The sequence below is a fragment of the Flocculibacter collagenilyticus genome (genome assembly GCF_016469335.1).
Taxonomy (GTDB): Bacteria; Pseudomonadota; Gammaproteobacteria; order Enterobacterales; family Alteromonadaceae; genus Flocculibacter; species Flocculibacter collagenilyticus.
The window spans coordinates 2,654,153-2,675,238 of the sequence record NZ_CP059888.1 but is presented as its reverse complement, the minus strand read 5'-3'; the positions used below and the strand labels follow the sequence as shown (position 1 = coordinate 2,675,238).

The following is a 21,086-nucleotide window of genomic DNA, read 5'->3' as shown; positions in this document are numbered from 1 at the left end:
GATCAACCATGTAGTTTGACAAATTTCTCAGCTAATTGATCCACCGTTTCAATATTATCTGGATCAACAATAATACAGTTAATAGGACAAACGCTGACACATGTTGGGTTATCGTAATGCCCAACACACTCTGTACACTTGTCTGGCTCAATCTCATATATCTTTTGCCCCATAGAAATGGCTTCATTGGGGCATTCTGGATCACACATATCACAATTAATGCAGCTGTCTAAAATCTTTAGTGCCATTAAAGGTTACCAGATAAGGTGGCGATTGATTTTTTACTACTCTCACTCTGTATGCTAGGTGTATCTAAATTCCGTAGCAAAATGGCAAAAGACAAATCTATATCCTCTGGCAGTGGAATATAAACGGTGTGACCAGAACCTTTTGCAACATCAGTGTCTTTGCCACTTTTATCTAACATTTTATTTAGAGTAAAACTAATATTGCCGTTTGGCGTCATTAACTCTAATTGATCGCCAACACTGAATTTATTTTTAACTTCAATTTCGACTAGACCGTTGTATTGGTTACGCTCAATAACGTCACCACAGAATTGCTGCTGATCACTTACCGAGTGGCCATAGTCATAGTTCTGATATTCTTGATGAGCATGACGTCTTAAGAAACCTTCGGTGTAGCCTCTATGCGCGAGGTTTTCTAACACTTTCATTAAACTTGCATCAAATGGCTTACCAGCAACAGCGTCATCAATTGCGCGACGATACACTTGAGCAGTTCGGGCGCAGTAATAATGGGACTTTGTTCGGCCTTCAATTTTTAATGAATGCACGCCCATTTTAGTTAAACGTTCAACATGCTGTACCGCACGAAGATCTTTCGAGTTCATTATGTAAGTGCCGTGTTCATCCTCAAATGCCGGCATTAACTCACCTGGCTTACCATCTTGTTCCAACATGAAAATGTTATCGGTTGGCTGGCCTTCACCTAGCGTAGGTATAACGTCATTAGGGGTGATTTTTTGAACAACATCACCCGTTTCATCTTCTTTCGCTTCTTTTACGTCGTAACTCCAACGGCAGGCGTTAGTGCAAGTGCCTTGATTAGGGTCGCGTTTGTTCATGTATCCTGATAATAAACAGCGGCCAGAGTAAGCCATGCATAAAGCACCATGAACAAACACTTCTAGTTCAGTTTCTGGACACAACTCACGTATTTCTTCTATTTCATTAAGTGATAATTCGCGCGATAAAATAACACGTTCAATACCTTGTTTTGCCCAAAACTTTACAGTGGCGTAATTGACGGCGTTCGCTTGTACCGACAAGTGAATTGGCATATCTGGAAAGGCTTCACGCACTAACATAATTAAGCCGGGATCTGACATGATAAGCGCGTCTGGCCCCATTTCAATTACAGGCTTAATATCTTTTAAATAAGTATTAATTTTGCCATTGTGGGGTGCGATATTACTAACCACATAAAACTTTTTATTTTGTTGATGTGCTTCTTTTATACCAATAGCGAGATTTTCTAAGTTAAATTCATTATTGCGAACACGTAAGCTATAACGAGGTTGCCCTGCGTATACGGCATCTGCACCATATGCAAAGGCATAACGCATGTTTTTAAGGCTGCCAGCAGGTGCAAGTAATTCCGGTTTAAGCCAAGCTTGTGCTTGCGTTTGTTGGATATTTTGTGTGTCTGACATAATTACCTCATGAACCTTAATCTGTTAACGCATTTGTGTTAGCTATAAATCGGACTATTGATAAATCTGTGGCATGACCGTTTAAGTTAAGCACTGAGTCTAGCTCTAAAAATAGCGGGTGCGCATTTTATAACCCTTACAGTGCAGGGTAAAGGGCTCTTTATCCTTTCATTTCTATTATGTTGATTTTGATCAAGTTATGTTTTTGAATTTTAGGTGGTTCACTCAAGCTAAAAATATAATTGTGGCTTGCATCAAGCTAGCGTATAATTCGCGCCCAGAATTTTTAGATTTCTTAATTAACTAGGTTGGTTAAGCGGTTTTTCATGTATGTATTGGAAATACGTTTAACAAACCATCAATTTTTGGAGCAGAAAAATGGCTTTACAGCGTACTTTTTCAATCATCAAACCTGACGCAGTTGCTAAAAACGTAATTGGCGCTATCTATAACCGTTTTGAAAGTGCTGGTCTTCGTATCGTAGCATCTAAAATGGTTCACCTTTCTCAAGAGCAAGCTGAAGGCTTTTACGCTGAGCACAAAGAACGTCCTTTCTTTGGCGCGTTAGTTGAGTTCATGACTTCTGGTCCAGTGATGGTTCAAGTTCTTGAAGGCGAAAATGCAGTACTTAAAAACCGTGAAATCATGGGTGCTACTAACCCTGCTGAAGCGTTAGCTGGTACTCTTCGTGCTGATTACGCTGAGTCAATTGACGAAAATGCAGTACACGGTTCAGATGCTCCTGAATCTGCTGCACGTGAAATTGCTTACTTCTTCACTGAAGAAGAGCTTTGCTCACGTACTCGTTAATCGCTAGCGATTAACGTTAAAAAAGGGGGCGAAGCCCCCTTTTTTAGTGCCAGTATTTATAGCAAATCTAACTAGGATTGGTAAAAATACAATTCAGTTGGTTATTTTTGTATAAATATTGTACAATTTGTCGCCATTTTTACCCTAGAGAGCTAATCAAGGGTAGGGTGAATAAATGTAATGCATTACTATCGTTTACAACACTAAGTGTTATTTTTTGTAAGTTGTTTGAGGAAATCCATGAGCGCCACTTCAAAGAAAATTAATCTTCTTGATCTAACTCGTTCGCAAATGCGCGAATTTTTCGAATCTATCGGAGAAAAGCCGTTCCGTGGCGATCAAGTAATGAAATGGATTTATCATTTTGGTCATGACAACTTTGACGAAATGAGCAACATTAACAAAAAGCTGAAAGAAAAGCTTCGCGCCATGTGTGAAATCAAAGCGCCTGAAATTTCTGTTAGACAAGACGCCTCCGACGGTACTAAAAAATACGCTTTACTGTTAGAAGGTGGTCAAGAAGTTGAAGCGGTTTGGATCCCTGAAAAAGATAGAGCCACACTTTGTGTCTCTTCTCAAGTAGGCTGTGCACTTGAATGTACTTTTTGCTCTACTGCTCAACAAGGCTTTAACCGTAATTTAAAAGTCTCAGAAATTATCGGCCAAGTTTGGCGCGTTGCGCGTGATATTGGGTTACATGGTGATAGTACTCGTCGCCCAGTTACAAACGTCGTAATGATGGGAATGGGTGAACCATTATTAAACTTAAATAATGTAGTCCCTGCTATGGAATTAATGATGGATGACTGGGGCTTTGGTTTATCTAAACGCCGCGTGACATTAAGCACATCGGGTGTTGTTCCAGCTCTGGATATTTTAAAAGAAAAAATTGACGTTGCCCTAGCCATTTCACTTCATGCGCCTAATAACGAGCTTAGAAACGAATTAGTTCCTATTAATAAGAAGTATGATATTGATACATTCTTAGCTGCCTGTCGTCGTTACATTGATGGTTCCAAAGCAAATAGCAGTGTAACCATTGAGTATGTGATGCTGTCTGGTATTAATGACTCAACCGATCAGGCTCACGAATTGGTGAAAGTGCTACGTGGTACGCCATCTAAAATAAATCTGATCCCGTTTAACCCTTACCCGGGTTCACCGTATGAGCGTTCTAGTAATAGCCGCATTGATCGTTTCTCTAAAGTGCTGCAGGACGCGGGACTTACGTGTATTGTAAGACGTACGCGAGGGGATGATATTGATGCTGCATGCGGACAATTAGTAGGTGATGTTATCGACCGTACTAAAAGATTAGTAAAAAAACAGATGAAAGGTGACGAGATTTCAGTGAAAATGGTGTAAGAGAAAATAATTACACAGTTTGGATTTATGTTACGTCTTGTTGTTACCACCTTATCACTTGCATTACTAAGCGGATGTGTTACTCAGACCTCGGTAAAGGGGTCTGAAAAACCGGTATTTCAAAGAAAGTTTGATCCGCAAGATGCTGCTCACACCCGTATCGCCTTAGGGTTGAATTATTTAAAAAACGGCGAGCCTTCTCAAGCTAAATACAATTTAGAAAAAGCCTTAACTTTTGCACCTAAAATGCCTGAAGTGCATATCAGCTTAGCTTACTATTATCAGATGGTGAATGAACATGGCTTAGCGATTAAGTCATATGAAAAAGCGATAGACTTAGATCCAAAAAATCCAGATACGCTAAATAATTACGGCGCTTTTTTGTGTAAAGTTGGTCAATATGAGAAAGCAGAAAAGCTTATGCTGCGTGCGATTAAAGTACCTAGCTATATTCGTGTTGCTGACACTTATGAAAACTTAGGATTATGCGCACTTGAGCATGATTTATACGATAAAGGTGAAGAATATTTAACGTTTTCCCTATCTCATAACCCATTCCGAGCTAACACTTTATTAAGTTTAGCGGCATTAGCGTATGCTAAGAGCGACTATGTTGCTGCCCGCACATATTTAGAGCGAATGGATAAAAACAATAAAATGAGTGCTCGTGGCTTGATGCTTAGGCATAAAGTAGAGCGGATCATGGGCAATGTGGATGCTGCTAAAACTTACGCTAGTATGTTAGTGAAACTATTTCCTGAGTCTTATGAAGCGCAGAGCTATATTAAAAATAGATTACACACGAGTGAGTTTGAGCGACTAAAAAATAGATACGAAGAGCATCGATTACAAGAGTTACTTAAGGCATCAACGATGCATGGTAATGCTGACCAAACGACTAATAAGAGTGAAAAGCGCGGTCAACCAAGTGCAGCTCCTAAAATTAAGATTGTAAAGAAAAAATCACCTGCGGCTTCTAGTGTAGAAATAAATACGCAGGCAACCTCTACTGTTCAAACTAGCATTGAGACAGCTCAAAATAAGCAAGGAAGTGATGAGGTTTTATCTAGACTAAGTGCTAAACCAACGATAAATAAAAGAGAAAGCCAGCAAGAAGATGCAGAACCTTTATTAGTTAATGGCTCTGTTTCTGATAGTGATACTGTTAAAGAGCAAGCTGTAAAGGATGTAACTGATGAAACGGCCAGTACTACCAGTACTAACAGTCAAGTGTTCGAACAGGTAGACGCATATGATGATCTTACTACGAACCAGATCATTGCTAGATTAAAGAAAGTTGAAGTGCCATTTCACCGTGTAGAAAAAGGCGATACCTTGTATCTTATTTCAATGAAATATAACATTCGCATGGAAAAGTTAATGGAGTGGAATGATTTAACCGAAAACGGGCCTTTGTTCGCAGACTCTAAAGTCTATCTTAAGAGCCCAAAGGTGTATCATGCTATTAAAGAGGGTGACACCCTATACGGGTTGGCGTTGAAGTATAAAGTTCGCTTAAGCAAGTTATTAAAATGGAATAAAATGAAAAAAGATGATCGTATAACGCTCGGTCAGAAAATAATAATCGTTAATCCGAGTAAATACTAATGAGTGAAGAGTTATCTGAAAATATTGAAGTTGTCACGCCAGGACAACTGTTACAAGAAGCGAGAGCAAGCAAAGGGCTGTCGCAGCAAGATGTAGCGGCTAAGCTTAATTTAAAGCCTGCAGTAATTGAAAATATTGAGTCAAACGAGTTTGAGAAATTAGGCTCACAAACCTTTGTTCGTGGATATATTAGAGCGTATGCAAAATTAGTTAATGTATCTGAAAGCGAAGTGTTTTCTGCATTTGAGCATTTCGATGTGGCTACAAAACAGTCTTCTGAAATGCAGTCATTTTCTAAACGTACTGAACGACTAAGTCATGACACAAAATTAATGTGGGTGAGCTATGTTGTTGGTTTTATTATTGTGGCCTCTTTCTTGGCTTGGTGGTGGCAAGAGCGTGACACATTGGCACTGCCGTCATTGGAAATATCGACAGGAGAGCCAGTTGGAGAAGCGGTTGAAGTAGCATTGCCAGCTGAATCATCGAACGATGCTGCTAACGCAGCAATAAACACGGATACCAGTAATAAAAAAAAAGTAGCGAGTAATGCTGAGGTACAACAAAGCAATAAAGCCGATACGTCCAATATACAAAATCCAGATGATCAGCAGACTACAGCTAAAGAAATAAGCAATACGAGTACATCTAGCGAAAGTGAAACATTAACGGCAAGTGATCTTGCTGCTGTTGCGCAAACTAGTAAAAACGCCGAAGGTGAGTGGGTGCAAGCAGAGCCGAGCAGATTAACCATGCTTTTTTCAAAGGATTGTTGGATAAATGTGGTGGACTCAACAGAAGACCGCATTGCTTACGGTACCAAAAAAGAAGGTTACGAAATGAATGTAAAAGGTATTGCACCTTTCCAAGTTACAGTATGTAGCCCGGGTGCTGTTATCATTCAGTTAGATGGTGAAGATGTTGATCTGTCTTCATTATCGCAAAATATTGCCGCAAATTTTGAAGTTCCAATAGAGTAAAATTATGTTTAGTGAATCTCCGATTCAGCGACGCAAGTCCAAACAAATAAAAGTAGGTAATGTACTTGTAGGTGGTGATGCACCTATTTCAGTTCAGTCAATGACGAATACATTAACTACCGATGTTGCTGCAACCGTAAAGCAAATTGAAGCAATTCAACAAGCGGGTGCCGATATTGTGCGCGTGTCGGTTCCTACAATGGATGCCGCAGAAGCATTTAAATTGATTAAGCAGCAAACATCTATTCCTTTAGTTGCTGATATTCATTTTGATTATCGGATAGCACTAAAAGTAGCGGAATACGGTGTTGATTGTTTAAGAATAAACCCAGGTAATATTGGTAACGAGCAACGCATTCGCTCAGTAGTCGATTGTGCCAAAGATAAAGGGATCCCAATTCGAATTGGCGTGAATGGCGGCTCTTTAGAGAAAGATATCCAAGAAAAATATCATGAACCTGTGCCTGAAGCACTGGTTGAGTCTGCAATGCGCCATGTGGATATATTGGATCGCATGAACTTTGACCAATTTAAAGTAAGTGTGAAAGCGTCGAATGTATTTTTGGCTGTCGGCTCATATCGACTTCTTGCTCAGCAAATTGAACAACCTTTACACCTTGGTATTACAGAGGCTGGTGGTTTTAGAAGCGGTGCAGTTAAGTCTGCGGTTGGCTTAGGTATGCTCTTAGCTGAAGGCATTGGTGATACGTTGCGCATTTCATTGGCCGCAGATCCAGTAGAAGAGGTTAAAGTTGGCTTTGATATTCTCAAGTCGTTAGGTATTCGTTCAAGAGGTATTAACTTTATTGCCTGCCCAAGCTGTTCAAGACAAGAGTTCGACGTAGTAAATACAATGAATGCGCTTGAAGAGCGCTTAGAAGATATCATCGACCCTATGACGGTATCGGTTATTGGCTGTGTTGTTAACGGACCAGGTGAAGCGTTAGTTTCTGATGTAGGTCTTGCAGGGGCAAAAACGAGAAGTGGGTTATACGTTAACGGTGAGCGACAAAAACTGCGTATAAATAACGATAATATTGTTGATGAATTAGAGTCTCAAGTACGTCAATATTTAAGCAACCGGATTAAAGTGACGAATCTTTAATTACCGAATGAAAAAGCGTGCGTTTTAATATGTCCTAGCATTCAATGCTTTTGAGCGTTAATCAACACCCTGTGCTTTATCAAATTAAGGTTAACGGCTATAATGCGCGCTATTTTGTCAACAATAGAAACAACTGGAAACTAAATCAGTGGTAAAACAAATTCAAGCAATTAGAGGAATGAACGATTGTCTGCCGACCCAAACGCCTGTTTGGCAAATGGCGGAATCGGTTATTCGTGAAACTGTAGCGTCCTACGGTTATTCAGAGATCCGTTTTCCAATTGTTGAAGTAACAGAACTTTTTAAACGCTCGATAGGCGAAGTTACTGATATTGTTGAAAAGGAAATGTACACATTTGAAGACCGCAATGGTGAGTCTTTAACGTTGCGTCCTGAAGGCACAGCTTGTTGTGTTCGTGCCGGAAACCAAAATGGATTGCTTTATAATCAAGAGCAACGTTTATGGTACATGGGGCCTATGTTTCGTCATGAACGTCCTCAAAAAGGGCGCTATCGTCAATTCCACCAGTTAGGTGTAGAAGCATTTGGTATTGCGGGTCCTGACATCGATGCTGAAATGATTTTAATGACCGCAAGAATGTGGAAACGTTTTGGTATTGCTGAGCATTTAACGCTAGAAATTAATAGCCTTGGCTCAAAAGAGTCTCGCGCTGCCTATCGTGATCTTCTGATTGCTTACCTAGAGCAACATAAAGAAAGTTTAGACGAAGACAGTCAGCGCAGAATGTATTCTAATCCATTACGTGTTTTGGACTCGAAGAACCCAGATGTTCAAGCCGTTCTGCAAGATGCGCCTAAGTTATCCGAACACTTAGATGAAGAGTCGAAACAACATTTTTCACAATTATGTGAACGATTAGATGAATTAGGTATCGAATACCTGGTTAATGAAAAGCTAGTGCGTGGTTTAGATTATTATAATCGTACTGTTTTTGAGTGGGTAACTAACTCGCTAGGTGCGCAAGGTACAGTATGTGCGGGTGGCCGATACGATGGTTTGGTTGAGCAGTTAGGTGGTAAAGCCACTACAGCAGTTGGTTTTGCGATGGGAATTGAACGCTTGATCTTATTGTTAGAAACATTAGAGGCGTCAAATGCTGATTTATCGCCAGCACAAGTATATGTGTGTGCGATGGGAGAGCAAGCAGCAAGTCATGCCAGTATTGTCGCAGAACAATTGAGAGACCAACTGCCGAGTGCGAAAATTATGTCACATTGTGGTGGTGGTAACTTTAAAAAGCAGATGAAGCGTGCAGATAAAAGCGGTGCTTCCTTTGCGTTAATTATTGGTGAAGATGAAATCGTTAATAAAACGGTTACTGTAAAGCACTTAAGAAAAGAACAAGAACAACAAAGCATTGCGTTAAACGCATTAGCTGACACTTTAAAAGAATGGTTGTAAGAGGAAGTCATGGAAATTTATAATTCAGAAGAGCAACAAGTTGAAGCGATTAAACGTTTTTGGAAAGAAAACGGTAATGCAATAATTTTAGGCGCAGCTATCGGTTTAGCGGGTATTTTTGGCTGGCGTCAATATTCAGCGATGCAAATTGAAAAAGCTGAAACTGCCTCTGACGGCTTCGCGCAAGTTATCGAGAAAAGTGCAGGTGATGCGGATGCGTTAGCTGATGCTAATGCATATATCGAAAAACATAAAGGCACACAGTACGCTGTTTTTGCTGCATTTATCTCGGCTAAAGAAGCGGTGGAAGCTAATAAACTTGAAGATGCAATAACACAGCTTAACTTTGCAGCTGAAAATGCAGGAAACGACAGTTTAAAAAGTATTGCGCTTACACGGTTAGCGCGTGTTCAAGCAGAGTTAGGTAACTTTGATGCAGCACTAAGTACTATTGCTAAAGTAAATACTACGGCGTTTAAAGCTCGCGCAGCAGAAATTAAAGGCGATATTTTAATTAAACAAGGTAACGTTGCCGACGCTCGCACTGCGTATCAAGCCGCCGCTGATGCTGGTGGTCTTGAAGGTAATGTAGTGCTACAGCAAAAAATCGATAACTTAGCTGCTCCAGTACAAGGATAATCTGTGATTCGTACTAGCCTTAAAGCCTTAGCCATTGCGTCAATGGCGCTGTATTTAAATGGGTGTGCAATTTTTGATGACGACGAAGATGAAGTCTCAGAAGTGGCGCCAATACCTCAATTCGAAATGCAATTTGAGCCAAAAGTTAATTGGCAAACTAGCATTGGCAGTGGTGTTAAGCACTATTTTAGCCGTTTAACCCCAGCGATTTATAAAGATACCGTGTTTGTTGCAAGCCGTGATGGGATCGTGAAAGCGTTAGATCTCGTAACGGGTGACGAAAAATGGCAACAAACACTAGGTGAGTCTGCTAGTTTTTGGGAAATAACAAGTAATAAATCGGCTCGTCTATCTGGTGGCGTCACCATCGCTTACGGCAATGTATACATTGGCTCTGAAAATGGCGAAATGTTTGCATTAAGTAGCGAAACTGGTGAGTTGCTATGGCATACCAAAGTAAAAGGTGAAGTGATTGCGCCTGTTGCTTTCGGTGAAGGACTTATCTTTGTCCATACAGCTGCAGGTAACATTATTGCGTTGCATCCTGATAATGGCGAGCAGCGTTGGATAGTTGAACAAGAGATCCCACCGTTATCATTACGTGGTTCTTCAGCACCGTTATTTAACAATGGTGGTGTGATTGTGGGCAGTGCAACTGGCAAAGTCTCTGCGGTTATCGCTAGTCAAGGTGTCACCGCTTGGGAAACGCCAATTGCCGAAGCAAAAGGCGCAACGGATTTAGCACGTTTAGTTGACGTTGATACACAACCAAAAGTAGTCGGCAATACCTTATTCAGTATTGCTTATAATGGTAACTTAGTTGCCCTTGAAATTCGCTCAGGCCGTGTAATGTGGAAGCGTGAATATGCCTCCTATGTCGACTTTACTTATGATTCATCGAATTTATATGTAACTGACAGTCAAGGTCATGTTTTTGCTATTGATGCACAAACAGGAATTGAAAAATGGAGCCAAACCGGACTATCTAATCGCGGTGTTACTGGACCTGAAGTGGTTAGCGATTATGTAGTGGTTGGTGACAATGAAGGGGTTGCCTACTTGATGGCAAAGGCGGATGGTAAGTTTGTCTCAAAAGTTGAGTTAGATGATTCAGGATTATTTGTTCCTGCAAAATCAGCAGGTAAGCAGATGATTTTATACACCAGAGATGGTGAAGTATCGGCGTTGTCAGTACCGTAACACGAGCTGCTTTTAGCGTTCGTTTTGTGGCGCCATAATATTTTCTGTGTGAAAGCGCTATTAAAAAGAGGCAATGTATATCATTGCCTCTTATGTTTTTGTAAAGTTTAATTTTTTCGTTTTTATAACGTTATTTCAAGTAGGTATTATTAGCCTGCTATTTTATTTGATTCTCGTAAATGCGGTGGTTGTCTTATACATGAATATGTTGTTTGCATAGACTAAGCTTGTAAGATACTTCACCGTTTTAAAACGCTATTTTTTGAGGTAATAAATGCTACCTGTTGTTGCACTGGTTGGCCGACCTAACGTTGGTAAATCTACATTATTTAACCGTTTAACACGGACTCGTGATGCACTTGTTGCAGACTTTCCAGGGCTAACTCGTGACCGCAAATACGGCCAAGCGAACTATGAAGGCTACGAGTTCATTTGTGTTGATACAGGTGGTATTGATGGTACTGAAGAAGGCATCGAGCAAGAAATGGCTGAACAATCGCTACTAGCGATTGAAGAAGCGGATGTCGTATTATTTTTAGTTGACGCGAGAGCCGGCTTAACCATTGCTGATGAAGCGATTGCGATGCATTTGCGTAAGCAAGAGAAAAAAGTGTTTGTTGTTTCAAATAAAACAGACGGTATCGATGGTACAGCAGCGTCTGGTGATTTTTATGCTTTAGCACTTGGTGAAGTTTATCAAATTGCTGCTGCACATGGCCGAGGCGTTGCGTCATTAATTGAGCATGCGTTAAAGCCTGTGATTGACGAAATGGCCGAGCAAGATGCTGAATTTGGTCAGGCTGTGCCAGATTATGAAGAATTAGAACATGTGCTTGAAGATGGTGAAGAGCCAGCTGAAGAAGATATTACCGACAGACCAATTAAAATGGCTATCATTGGTCGTCCAAATGTAGGTAAATCTACTTTAACGAATCGCATGTTGGGTGAAGAACGCGTTATCGTATACGATATGCCAGGCACAACCCGTGACTCTATTTATATCCCTATGACGCGTAATGATCGGGAATATGTGATCATTGATACTGCTGGGGTTAGAAAACGCAAAAAAGTAAACGAAACGGTAGAAAAATTTTCAGTGATTAAAACGTTGAAAGCGATTGAAGACGCAAACGTTGTTTTATTGGTAATTGATGCGCGAGAAGGAATTAGCGATCAAGATTTAAGCTTGCTTGGTTTCACACTCAATGCAGGTCGTTCATTAGTCATCGCGGTTAACAAATGGGATGGGCTGGAAGACTATGTAAAAGAACGTATTAAATCTGAACTTGATAGGCGTTTAGGGTTTGTTGATTTCGCCCGTATTCATTTCATATCAGCTTTACATGGCACTGGTGTTGGCCACTTATATGAGTCGGTAGAAGAGGCTTACACGTCTGCCACAAAGCGAGTTGGCACGTCTATGCTTACACGCATCATGGAAATGGCACAGGCGGATCATCAGCCGCCATTAGTTCGTGGTCGTAGAGTTAAATTAAAATACGCTCACGCTGGTGGTTATAACCCTCCAATTGTCGTTATTCATGGAAATCAGGTTAATGATTTACCAGACTCGTATAAGCGATACTTAACAAATTACTACCGAAAAGCGTTAAATGTAATGGGAACGCCGATTAAAGTTGAGTTTAGAGAAAGCGATAATCCATTTGCTGGTCGTACTAATAAATTAACCTTGTCACAAATGCGCAAACGTCAGCGCATGATGAAGTTCCATAAAAAGTCATAACGTTGCTGTTATATAACGACGTTAATTGTTAAATACAATTGCGCTGCAACCTTGATAAGTTTGTAGCGCTTTTTTTATATTTAAATTCATCTTTAAAGCGCTAGCTTAACTCTTTTACCTCACTGTAAATGACACCTTCAGAAAGTTGCGTTTTCAGCGTTTCACCTACTTTCACATCATTCGCTAGTTTGATAATTTTGCCTGATTTTGCATGACTCGTAATGCTGTAGCCTCTGCCTAATATTTTTAATGGGCTAAACGCGTCAAGCTGGCCTGCTTGTAATGCTAATGTATGCTTTTCTTTCTCAAGTTTACTGCTGATAGCATGTACTAAACGCTGATTTAATTGACTGACATTTGTGTGTTGCCGAGCAATAGCATGCTTAGGTGAGTGTTGTTCAAGGCGCTGTTGTAACTTAATTAACTGATGTTGGCGACTTGATAACAGTGATTGAATAGTGTGCTGCATTCGCATTGTTAGTTCGTCTAAGCGTTGTGATTGCTGTTGGAGTCTGCTTGCAGGGTGATTGTACGATAACTTTCCTTGCAGAAGGTGGAGTTGATACTGTTGCTGTTTAAGTGTATTTAGCATGGCATTACGTAGCTGTTTACGTTGGTAATTCAGTTGCTCAACTAACTCACTTTGGTCTGGGCTAACTAATTCTGCGGCGGCGGAAGGTGTGGCAGCACGAATATCTGCTACAAAGTCTGCAATTGTGGTGTCTATCTCATGTCCTACCGCACTGACCACTGGGAGCTGGCTTGCGTAAATTGCATGAGCTAACGCCTCATCATTGAAACACCATAAATCTTCTAATGACCCACCACCGCGACCTATTAATAATACATCTACTTCATTTCGAGTATTAGCAATATTGATGGAGTCTATCAGTTGTTTATTCGCATCAGAGCCTTGCACTGTACTGGGGTAAATAATAACTTCTAGCTGCGGCGCTCGTCGCTTTAGTACTGTTAAAATATCTTTAATTGCCGCTCCCGTTGGCGACGTAATAACACCTACTTTATGGATGTGTTTTGGTAATGACTTTTTATGAACCGCATTAAACAGTCCTTGCGCAGCTAATTTGGTTTTAAGTTGTTCAAATTGCTGCATGAGTAAGCCGTCGCCAGCAGGTTCCATTTGCTCAACAATAAACTGATAGTCACCGCGTGGCGTATACATGCTTACTCGGCCTTTTACCAATACTTGCTGGCCATTAGAGGGGATAAAACGCACGCTTCGGTTATTTCCCCTAAACATAGCTGATTTAACTTGCGCAGTATTGTCTTTTAATGAGAAATACCAGTGCCCAGATGCAGGTTGAACAAAATTAGAAATTTCGCCGATTAGCCAAATACCGTTAAATTCGTATTCAAGAATTGTTTTAACGCTGTTATTTAACCGTGAAACGGTAAAAATATCTTTTTGTAAAGCCATGCTGGTAGCCACTTGTATGCTGATAAGACCCAAATTATGTGTATGTACTTTATCATAACTTAGCGGCTAACTATGATTAGATTTTTAAATGAATAGTTTATCAAAATGAAAATAAAACTTGCTGACTACAGTAAAAGTAGATAGAATTCCGCGGCAACTTTTTACACGTTTTTTCACCCCTTAATGTGAGATGTTGCAATGTTGCGTATAGCTAAAGAAGCCCTTACTTTTGACGACGTACTTTTAGTACCAGGTCACTCTACTGTACTTCCCCATACAGCCAATTTACAAACGCGTTTAACGCAAAATATTAAGCTGAACATTCCCATGGTTTCTGCGTCTATGGACACAGTAACTGAGGCGCGTCTTGCAATCGCATTAGCGCAAGAAGGTGGTTTAGGTTTTATCCACAAAAACATGACAATTGAAGATCAAGCTGCACATGTTCGCCAAGTTAAAAAATACGAAAGTGGCGTAGTTTCAGATCCGGTAACCGTAACGCCAGATGTAACCATTGCAGATGTAGTTGCATTGGCAGAGCAGCATGGTTTTTCAGGTTTTCCTGTTGTAGACGCTGACAACCAACTCGTTGGCATTGTGACTGGTCGTGATATTCGCTTCGAATCAAATCTAAAGAAATCGATTACATCAGTGATGACGCCGAAAGATAAGTTAGTAACTGTGAACGAAAAATCAATTGGTGATAATGTGCTGGAATTGATGCACGAGCATCGAATTGAAAAAATCTTAGTGGTTGATGATGCTTTCAAACTAAAAGGCTTAATCACGGTAATGGATTACAAGAAAGCTGAGAACAAGCCAAATGCGTGTAAAGACTCTTTAGGGCGTTTGCGAGTAGGTGCTGCGGTTGGGGTAGGCGAAGGCACTGACGAGCGTATTGCTGCATTAGTAAATGCAGGTGTTGATATTCTTTTAATTGATACGTCGCATGGTCATTCTCAAGGCGTAATTGACAGAGTACGCGCAACGCGCAAGCAATACCCTGATCTTGATATCGTAGCAGGTAATGTTGCTACTGCTGAAGGTGCAAAAGCGTTGGCGGATGCTGGCGCGAATGCAGTAAAAGTTGGCATTGGCCCAGGTTCTATTTGTACAACGCGTATCGTAACAGGTTGCGGCGTTCCACAAATTACTGCTATTTCTGATGCTGTTGAAGGCCTAAAAGGAATGAATATTCCAGTAATTGCTGATGGTGGTATTCGTTTCTCAGGCGATATTGCTAAAGCATTAGTTGCCGGGGCAAGCTGTGTAATGGTTGGATCAATGCTAGCGGGTACTGAAGAGGCGCCAGGTGAAGTTGAACTGTATCAAGGCCGTTACTACAAATCATATCGTGGCATGGGGTCGTTAGGCGCAATGAATCAGTCACAAGGTTCTGCGGATCGTTATTTCCAAAGTTCGAAAAAAGCGGAAAAACTTGTACCTGAAGGTATTGAAGGGCGTGTTGCTTACAAAGGTCCTATTGCTAACATCATTCATCAACAGGTGGGGGGCTTACGCTCTGCAATGGGACTTACCGGCTCTGCAACCATTGAAGAACTAAATACGAAACCGCAATTTGTGCGAGTTACCTCTGCTGGCATGGGCGAGTCTCATGTTCACGATGTTCAAATTACGAAAGAAGCACCAAACTATCGAATGGGATAGTTTGTTTTTATAGCTAACGCTGGTTGTTACTAGACGACCAGCAACACTTCCTCGCTAGTTTAAAACTAGAATGTTGCCACTTATGAAGTTACGCACTAAGAGTTAACTTCATTAAAGAGAATTTACTGCTATGACAAAGAATATTCACGAACAACGTATTTTAATTTTGGATTTTGGTTCTCAATACACTCAGCTGATTGCGCGTCGCGTACGTGAAATAGGTGTGTATTGTGAGCTTTGGGCGTGGGACGTTACAGAAGAGCAAATTAAAGAATTTAATCCTAACGGTATTATTTTGTCTGGCGGACCAGAGTCAGTGCCTGAAGCCAATTCACCACGAGCGCCAGAATATGTATTTGAAGCCGGAGTGCCAGTTTTTGGTATTTGTTACGGTATGCAAACAATGGCACATCAATTAGGTGGCGCTGTTCAAGGTTCTGATAAGCGTGAATTTGGTTATGCACAAGTTGAATTAATTGAGCAGGCTGACTTATTCAAAAACATCGAAGATCATATTGCCGGTAATGGAAATGCATTACTAGATGTTTGGATGAGTCACGGAGACAAAGTATCTGCTATTCCTGAAGGGTTTAAAACGCTGGCTCGTACAGAGAGCTGCCCGTTTGCGGCAATGGCAAATGAAGATAAGCATTTTTATGGCGTACAGTTTCACCCAGAAGTAACTCACACTCGCCAAGGTATGCGTATGCTTGAGCACTTTGTACTTGATATATGTAAATGTGAAAAACTTTGGACTCCTGCGTCAATTATTGAAGATGCAGTGCAACGCATTAAAGAACAAGTGGGTGATGACGAAGTCATATTAGGTTTGTCTGGTGGGGTTGATTCATCCGTAACCGCAATGCTAATTCAGCGCGCAATTGGCGATAAGTTAACCTGTGTGTTCGTTGATAATGGCCTGCTACGCTTAAATGAAGCTGAGCAAGTTATTGATATGTTTGGCGATCATTTCGGTTTAAATATAATTCATATTGAAGGCGAAGAGCGCTTCTTAAGTGAGCTTAGCGGAATAGAAGACCCAGAAGCCAAGCGTAAAGTAATTGGCAAAGTGTTTGTTGAAATCTTTGATGAAGAGGCCAGTAAGCGTGTCAGTGCTAAATGGTTAGCGCAAGGTACTATTTATCCTGATGTGATTGAGTCTGCAGGCTCTGCTACGGGTAAAGCGCATGTTATAAAGTCTCACCACAATGTTGGGGGACTGCCTGAAGACATGGAACTTGGTTTGGTTGAGCCATTGCGTGAACTGTTTAAAGATGAAGTAAGAAAAATAGGTTTAGAGCTAGGCCTTCCTTATGACATGCTTTACCGCCATCCATTTCCTGGACCGGGACTTGGAGTGCGTGTATTAGGTGAAGTTAAAAAAGAGTACTGTGACTTATTAAGACGTGCAGATGCAATCTTCATTGAAGAATTACACAAAGCAGGAATGTATCACGACGTTAGTCAAGCGTTTGCAGTATTCTTACCTGTGCGCTCTGTTGGTGTAATGGGTGATGCACGAAAGTACGACTGGGTAATTTCGTTGCGCTGCGTTGAAACTATCGACTTTATGACGGCGCGTTGGTCACATTTACCATATGAACTGTTAGGACAAATCTCAAATCGTATTATTAATGAAATTGATGGGATTTCTCGTGTCGTTTACGACATTTCAGGTAAGCCACCTGCAACGATAGAGTGGGAATAGCCTGCTAAGTGAACCACTTTTAAACGAAATGTAATCATATTGGTTTCGATTGCATTTCGTTAATTACACCTAGTTTTATTTTATATGCTTGGTAATGTACGCGGCCTTGGCTATCTTTGATAGTACACAAACGCTACATAACGGTACTTTACCATGTCTTTGCTAATCAGATGCACATTGGTTTTTAGCTTGTTTATTTCTTATTTTTGCACCGCTAGCCCAATCCTTGTTACAAATCTAAGCTCAAACACCCCTCCTTCATTCTTCTATGCGGTAGATGGAACGCCTTTGACATCTAGTTCAGCTCCACTGAACTTTGTATCGCTATTAACTGCACCGTGGTCTGTTATCTTTTCAGTTACAGAAACTGCGTCAATTTTTGGTGCGGATAGTTTAAGAATATCTTACACCGCGTTTCATAACATCCCATTACACACTGGGGAGGGAAATGGCTCTGTATTTACTGGGGCATTTAACATTAATGGTGGGGATTATAAGGGGTAAGATAACTTACTGTTTGCACATACCGGTCGATTAGGTCATGGCAGGCACCAAAATAGATTTATTGCGGTGCTTAATATTACCTCGATAAATAGTGTAGGGGGTATTACAGATAACCCGCCCAACCAGCTTGCTTATCAATTCACTTTTTTAGGGAGTCACATTATATCTTCACCGCATGTGTGGCTTCTGTTTTTCATATCAGTTATCGGTCTAATTGCACACCATAAACGAGGACGGAAAAATCTATAGAATGAACAATAAATAGACGCTTGAATAAAAATGATAAATTTTTACTTTACCTAGTCTAAAGTTTCAGTATAATGCCAGCCCATGCAACAGGGGTGTAGTTCCAACTGGTAGAACAGCGGTCTCCAAAACCGATGGTTGCGGGTTCGAGTCCTGCCACCCCTGCCATTCTTATTTTTCCACTTAAGTCTCATTGTTAATTTAAATCCTTATTTAATATTATTGTGTTTTCTAATAAGCTTGTAATTTATATACCTGCATAAACCAGGATTGATTAATGGATGCTAGAAAGAGTTATTACTTATCTTTGATGGGAATTAACCAATACCAAAGACGAGATATTCCACAACCTAATATTCAGCATTTTGCAGAACCATTATCTAAGCCAGCACTTAAGTTAACGGCTGCCTGTACAAGTAACCCTGCTAGAAATATGAGTCAGCCTCTGCTGACGGTAAATGCGCTGCCGATTTCTAATAGCTTTAAAACAGATCTTTCTAGTTGCCTATTATTTTTCTCAAAAGAAAACGTAACAGAACAAGATAAAACGCAGATTGAAGATGAATTTTGCCAGCATATACAGTCAATATTAGCGAACACGCATAATCATCTTAAACCAGAGATGAAGAAGCAATTATGGCTGTCCTTGTCTAAACGTTTTGAGCATTAAATGTTGTTATTTTTTTGCAATGTTTAGCTTTGACCAGTCTTGAACGTCTACGGGATACGTTATTTTGATTCAAACCTTAATATTACCTACCACGCAGTTTAGAGCATTATCCGAAGAGGATACCGCCGCTGTGTTTCATATTGAACAACAATGTAATCCTCATCCTTGGAGTTTAGCTACTATTGCCGACACCTTGAGTGGTAAGCATGCTGAGCGAAAAATTAATACAGGAATATTTTCAGCTGAACAACTGGTTGGCTATTACGCCGTTGAAACTATTTGTGGTGAAGGCACATTGATGAATATTGGGGTGCTACCCGCAATGCAGGGTAAAGGGCTTGGTACACAGTTGATGCGGCACTTGCTTAAAAGTGCACATAATATGCGAGTACAGGAAATGTGGCTTGAAGTTAGGGCCAGTAATAAAACCGCGATTGCACTTTATGAGAGAATGCACTTTGAGCACGTGAGTGTACGCAAGGGGTATTACCCAGTTCCAAATTCACATAATAACCAGCGGGAAGATGCAGTTATTATGAAAAAGTTATTATAAAATTTATCAACTAGATGATCTGGCATTTACTCTCGTTATTGACAAGCAGCATAGCCATAAAAGCAATAAAATCTACCGCTAACACACCTAACATTCCCCCTCACTTACTGTTATAATCGCGCGCAATTTCGACGATTGAATTTAGGTAGCTAGATTAGGCATGTCAGCATTTTTAGAAGAAGTAAATAAACGACGCACGTTTGCGATTATCTCTCACCCCGATGCGGGTAAAACCACGATTACAGAAAAAGTATTATTGTTCGGACAAGCGCTGCAAAAAGCAGGCACCGTGAAGGGTAAAAAGTCTGGGCAGCATGCCAAATCTGACTGGATGGAAATGGAAAAAGAGCGTGGTATCTCTGTTACTACCTCAGTAATGCAATTTCCGTATGCTGACAAATTAGTTAACCTACTTGATACGCCTGGACACGAAGACTTCTCGGAAGACACTTATCGTACATTAACGGCGGTTGACTCGTGTTTAATGGTTATTGATGCAGCAAAAGGTGTTGAGGCCAGAACCATTAAGTTGATGGAAGTAACACGCCTTCGTACCACGCCTATCATCACTTTTATGAACAAATTAGACCGCGATATACGTGATCCACTTGAATTAATGGATGAAGTGGAAGATGTACTAAATATTGCATGTGCACCAGTAACATGGCCAATTGGCATGGGTAAAGAGTTTAAGGGTGTCTACCATATTCTACGTGATGAAGTGATTTTGTACCAGCAAAGTATGGGGCACACCATTCAAGATAGCCAAATTATTAAAGGCCTTGATAACCCTGAACTAGATAAAGCGATTCCTGATTATGCAGATCAGCTTCGTGAAGAAATGGAGTTAGTACTTGGTGCTGCTCATGAGTTCGACTTAGAACTATTTTTGGCGGGCGAATTAACACCAGTGTTCTTTGGTACTGCAATGGGTAACTTTGGTGTTGACCACATGCTAGACGGACTAGTTGACTGGGCTCCTAAGCCTCAATCTCGAGAAACGGATTTGCGTACTGTTGAAGCAGAAGAAAATAAGTTCAGTGGTTTTGTTTTCAAAATTCAGGCGAATATGGATCCTAAGCACCGCGACCGCATTGCATTTTTAAGAGTGTGCTCTGGAAAATACGAGCGAGGTATGAAAACCCGTCATGTGCGTATAGGGAAAGATGTAAAAATTGCTGATGCATTAACCTTTATGGCTGGTGATCGTGCGCATGTTGAAGAAGCCTATTCAGGTGACATAATTGGGTTACATAACCATGGCTCAATACAAATTGGAGATACGTTTACTGCTGGCGAAGATTTCAAATTTGCGGGCATCCCAAACTTTGCGCCAGAATTATTTAAACGCATTCGCCTGCGTGATCCACTAAAGCAAAAGCAATTACTTAAAGGTTTGGTGCAGTTATCTGAAGAAGGTGCGGTTCAAGTATTTAGACCGTTAGATAATAACGACCTAATTGTTGGGGCGGTAGGTGTACTGCAATTTGATGTGGTTGTACATCGCTTAAAAGCAGAATACAACGTAGATGCGTTGTACGATCATATTAATGTTCAAACTGCGCGCTGGGTACAATGTGACGACGTGAAAAAGTTTGAAGAGTTTAAACGTAAATGCAGTGCTAACCTTGCATTGGATGGTGGTGATAATCTTACCTATATTGCACCATCCATGGTTAACTTAAATTTATCAATGGAACGCTATCCTGAAGTAACTTTCGCTCACACACGTGAACACTAAACTTCAACA

General features: G+C 40.6%; 18 protein-coding genes and 1 tRNA gene. 16 read left to right on the top strand and 3 right to left on the bottom strand.

The annotated features are described in order from the left end of the window. Positions 1–2: 2 nt before the first annotated feature. Together HUU81_RS11875 and trhP are read right to left on the bottom strand one after the other, a co-directional pair. Entirely contained in the window at positions 3–248 is a 246-nt protein-coding gene (locus HUU81_RS11875) for a YfhL family 4Fe-4S dicluster ferredoxin (RefSeq protein ID WP_199609152.1), read from the bottom strand. Continuing rightward, positions 248–1,675 (bottom strand): prephenate-dependent tRNA uridine(34) hydroxylase TrhP, encoded by a 1,428-nt coding sequence (gene trhP / locus HUU81_RS11870; RefSeq protein WP_199609151.1) that lies wholly within the window; start codon positions 1,673–1,675, stop codon positions 248–250. Before trhP ends, HUU81_RS11875 begins: the two co-directional genes overlap by 1 nt. Positions 1,676–2,053: 378 nt before the next feature. On the opposite strand from trhP, the gene ndk reads away from it, so the two are divergent. From ndk to der, 9 genes are all read left to right on the top strand, one after another. Then, positions 2,054–2,485, top strand: coding sequence for a nucleoside-diphosphate kinase (gene ndk / locus HUU81_RS11865; RefSeq protein WP_199609150.1), 432 nt, complete (start codon positions 2,054–2,056; stop codon positions 2,483–2,485). Between the two features lie 240 nt (positions 2,486–2,725). Then, positions 2,726–3,850 (top strand): bifunctional tRNA (adenosine(37)-C2)-methyltransferase TrmG/ribosomal RNA large subunit methyltransferase RlmN, encoded by a 1,125-nt coding sequence (locus HUU81_RS11860; protein WP_199609149.1) that lies wholly within the window; start codon positions 2,726–2,728, stop codon positions 3,848–3,850. Between the two features lie 27 nt (positions 3,851–3,877). Then, positions 3,878–5,458: a type IV pilus biogenesis/stability protein PilW gene (pilW, locus tag HUU81_RS11855; RefSeq protein WP_199609148.1), complete on the top strand. Its 1,581-nt coding sequence runs from the start codon at positions 3,878–3,880 to the stop codon at positions 5,456–5,458. Then, positions 5,458–6,438 (top strand): RodZ domain-containing protein, encoded by a 981-nt coding sequence (locus tag HUU81_RS11850; RefSeq protein WP_199609147.1) that lies wholly within the window; start codon positions 5,458–5,460, stop codon positions 6,436–6,438. Before pilW ends, HUU81_RS11850 begins: the two co-directional genes overlap by 1 nt. A gap of 4 nt (positions 6,439–6,442) precedes the next feature. After that, the gene (gene ispG, locus HUU81_RS11845; RefSeq protein ID WP_199609146.1) at positions 6,443–7,543 is read left to right on the top strand and encodes a flavodoxin-dependent (E)-4-hydroxy-3-methylbut-2-enyl-diphosphate synthase; all 1,101 of its coding nucleotides are present in this window, start codon (positions 6,443–6,445) and stop codon (positions 7,541–7,543) included. 148 nt (positions 7,544–7,691) lie between these two features. Next, positions 7,692–8,966, top strand: a complete 1,275-nt coding sequence (hisS, locus tag HUU81_RS11840) for a histidine--tRNA ligase (RefSeq protein WP_199609145.1) — start codon at positions 7,692–7,694, stop codon at positions 8,964–8,966. A gap of 9 nt (positions 8,967–8,975) precedes the next feature. After that, on the top strand, positions 8,976–9,605 hold the full coding sequence (locus HUU81_RS11835) for a YfgM family protein (RefSeq protein WP_199609144.1): 630 nt from the start codon (positions 8,976–8,978) through the stop codon (positions 9,603–9,605). 3 nt (positions 9,606–9,608) lie between these two features. Next, on the top strand, positions 9,609–10,805 hold the full coding sequence (gene bamB, locus HUU81_RS11830) for an outer membrane protein assembly factor BamB (protein ID WP_267983414.1): 1,197 nt from the start codon (positions 9,609–9,611) through the stop codon (positions 10,803–10,805). 274 nt (positions 10,806–11,079) lie between these two features. Next, positions 11,080–12,549 carry a ribosome biogenesis GTPase Der gene (gene der / locus HUU81_RS11825; protein ID WP_199609143.1) on the top strand — a complete coding sequence of 490 codons (1,470 nt, stop codon included), beginning with the start codon at positions 11,080–11,082 and terminating at the stop codon, positions 12,547–12,549. A 100-nt stretch (positions 12,550–12,649) separates the two neighbouring features. On the opposite strand, the gene xseA is transcribed toward der, so the two are convergent. Then, positions 12,650–13,987 (bottom strand): exodeoxyribonuclease VII large subunit, encoded by a 1,338-nt coding sequence (xseA, locus tag HUU81_RS11820; RefSeq protein ID WP_199609142.1) that lies wholly within the window; start codon positions 13,985–13,987, stop codon positions 12,650–12,652. Positions 13,988–14,185: 198 nt separating this feature from the next. On the opposite strand from xseA, the gene guaB reads away from it, so the two are divergent. The 7 genes from guaB to prfC all read left to right on the top strand — a co-directional run bounded on the left by guaB (position 14,186) and on the right by prfC (position 21,077). Beyond that, a complete protein-coding gene (guaB, locus tag HUU81_RS11815) occupies positions 14,186–15,655 on the top strand; it encodes an IMP dehydrogenase (protein ID WP_199609141.1) in 1,470 nt (489 codons plus the stop codon). Between the two features lie 130 nt (positions 15,656–15,785). Further along, complete coding sequence (gene guaA / locus HUU81_RS11810; RefSeq protein ID WP_199609140.1) at positions 15,786–17,363, top strand: glutamine-hydrolyzing GMP synthase; 1,578 nt, start codon at positions 15,786–15,788, stop codon at positions 17,361–17,363. Positions 17,364–17,651: 288 nt separating this feature from the next. Beyond that, entirely contained in the window at positions 17,652–17,867 is a 216-nt protein-coding gene (locus tag HUU81_RS11805; RefSeq protein WP_199609139.1) for a hypothetical protein, read from the top strand. Between the two features lie 337 nt (positions 17,868–18,204). Next, a tRNA-Trp gene (locus tag HUU81_RS11800) sits at positions 18,205–18,281 on the top strand. Between the two features lie 109 nt (positions 18,282–18,390). Continuing rightward, a complete protein-coding gene (locus HUU81_RS11795; protein ID WP_199609138.1) occupies positions 18,391–18,783 on the top strand; it encodes a hypothetical protein in 393 nt (130 codons plus the stop codon). Positions 18,784–18,847: 64 nt separating this feature from the next. Continuing rightward, positions 18,848–19,336: a ribosomal protein S18-alanine N-acetyltransferase gene (gene rimI, locus HUU81_RS11790; protein WP_199609137.1), complete on the top strand. Its 489-nt coding sequence runs from the start codon at positions 18,848–18,850 to the stop codon at positions 19,334–19,336. A 160-nt stretch (positions 19,337–19,496) separates the two neighbouring features. After that, entirely contained in the window at positions 19,497–21,077 is a 1,581-nt protein-coding gene (gene prfC / locus HUU81_RS11785) for a peptide chain release factor 3 (RefSeq protein WP_199609136.1), read from the top strand. Positions 21,078–21,086 lie beyond the last annotated feature (9 nt).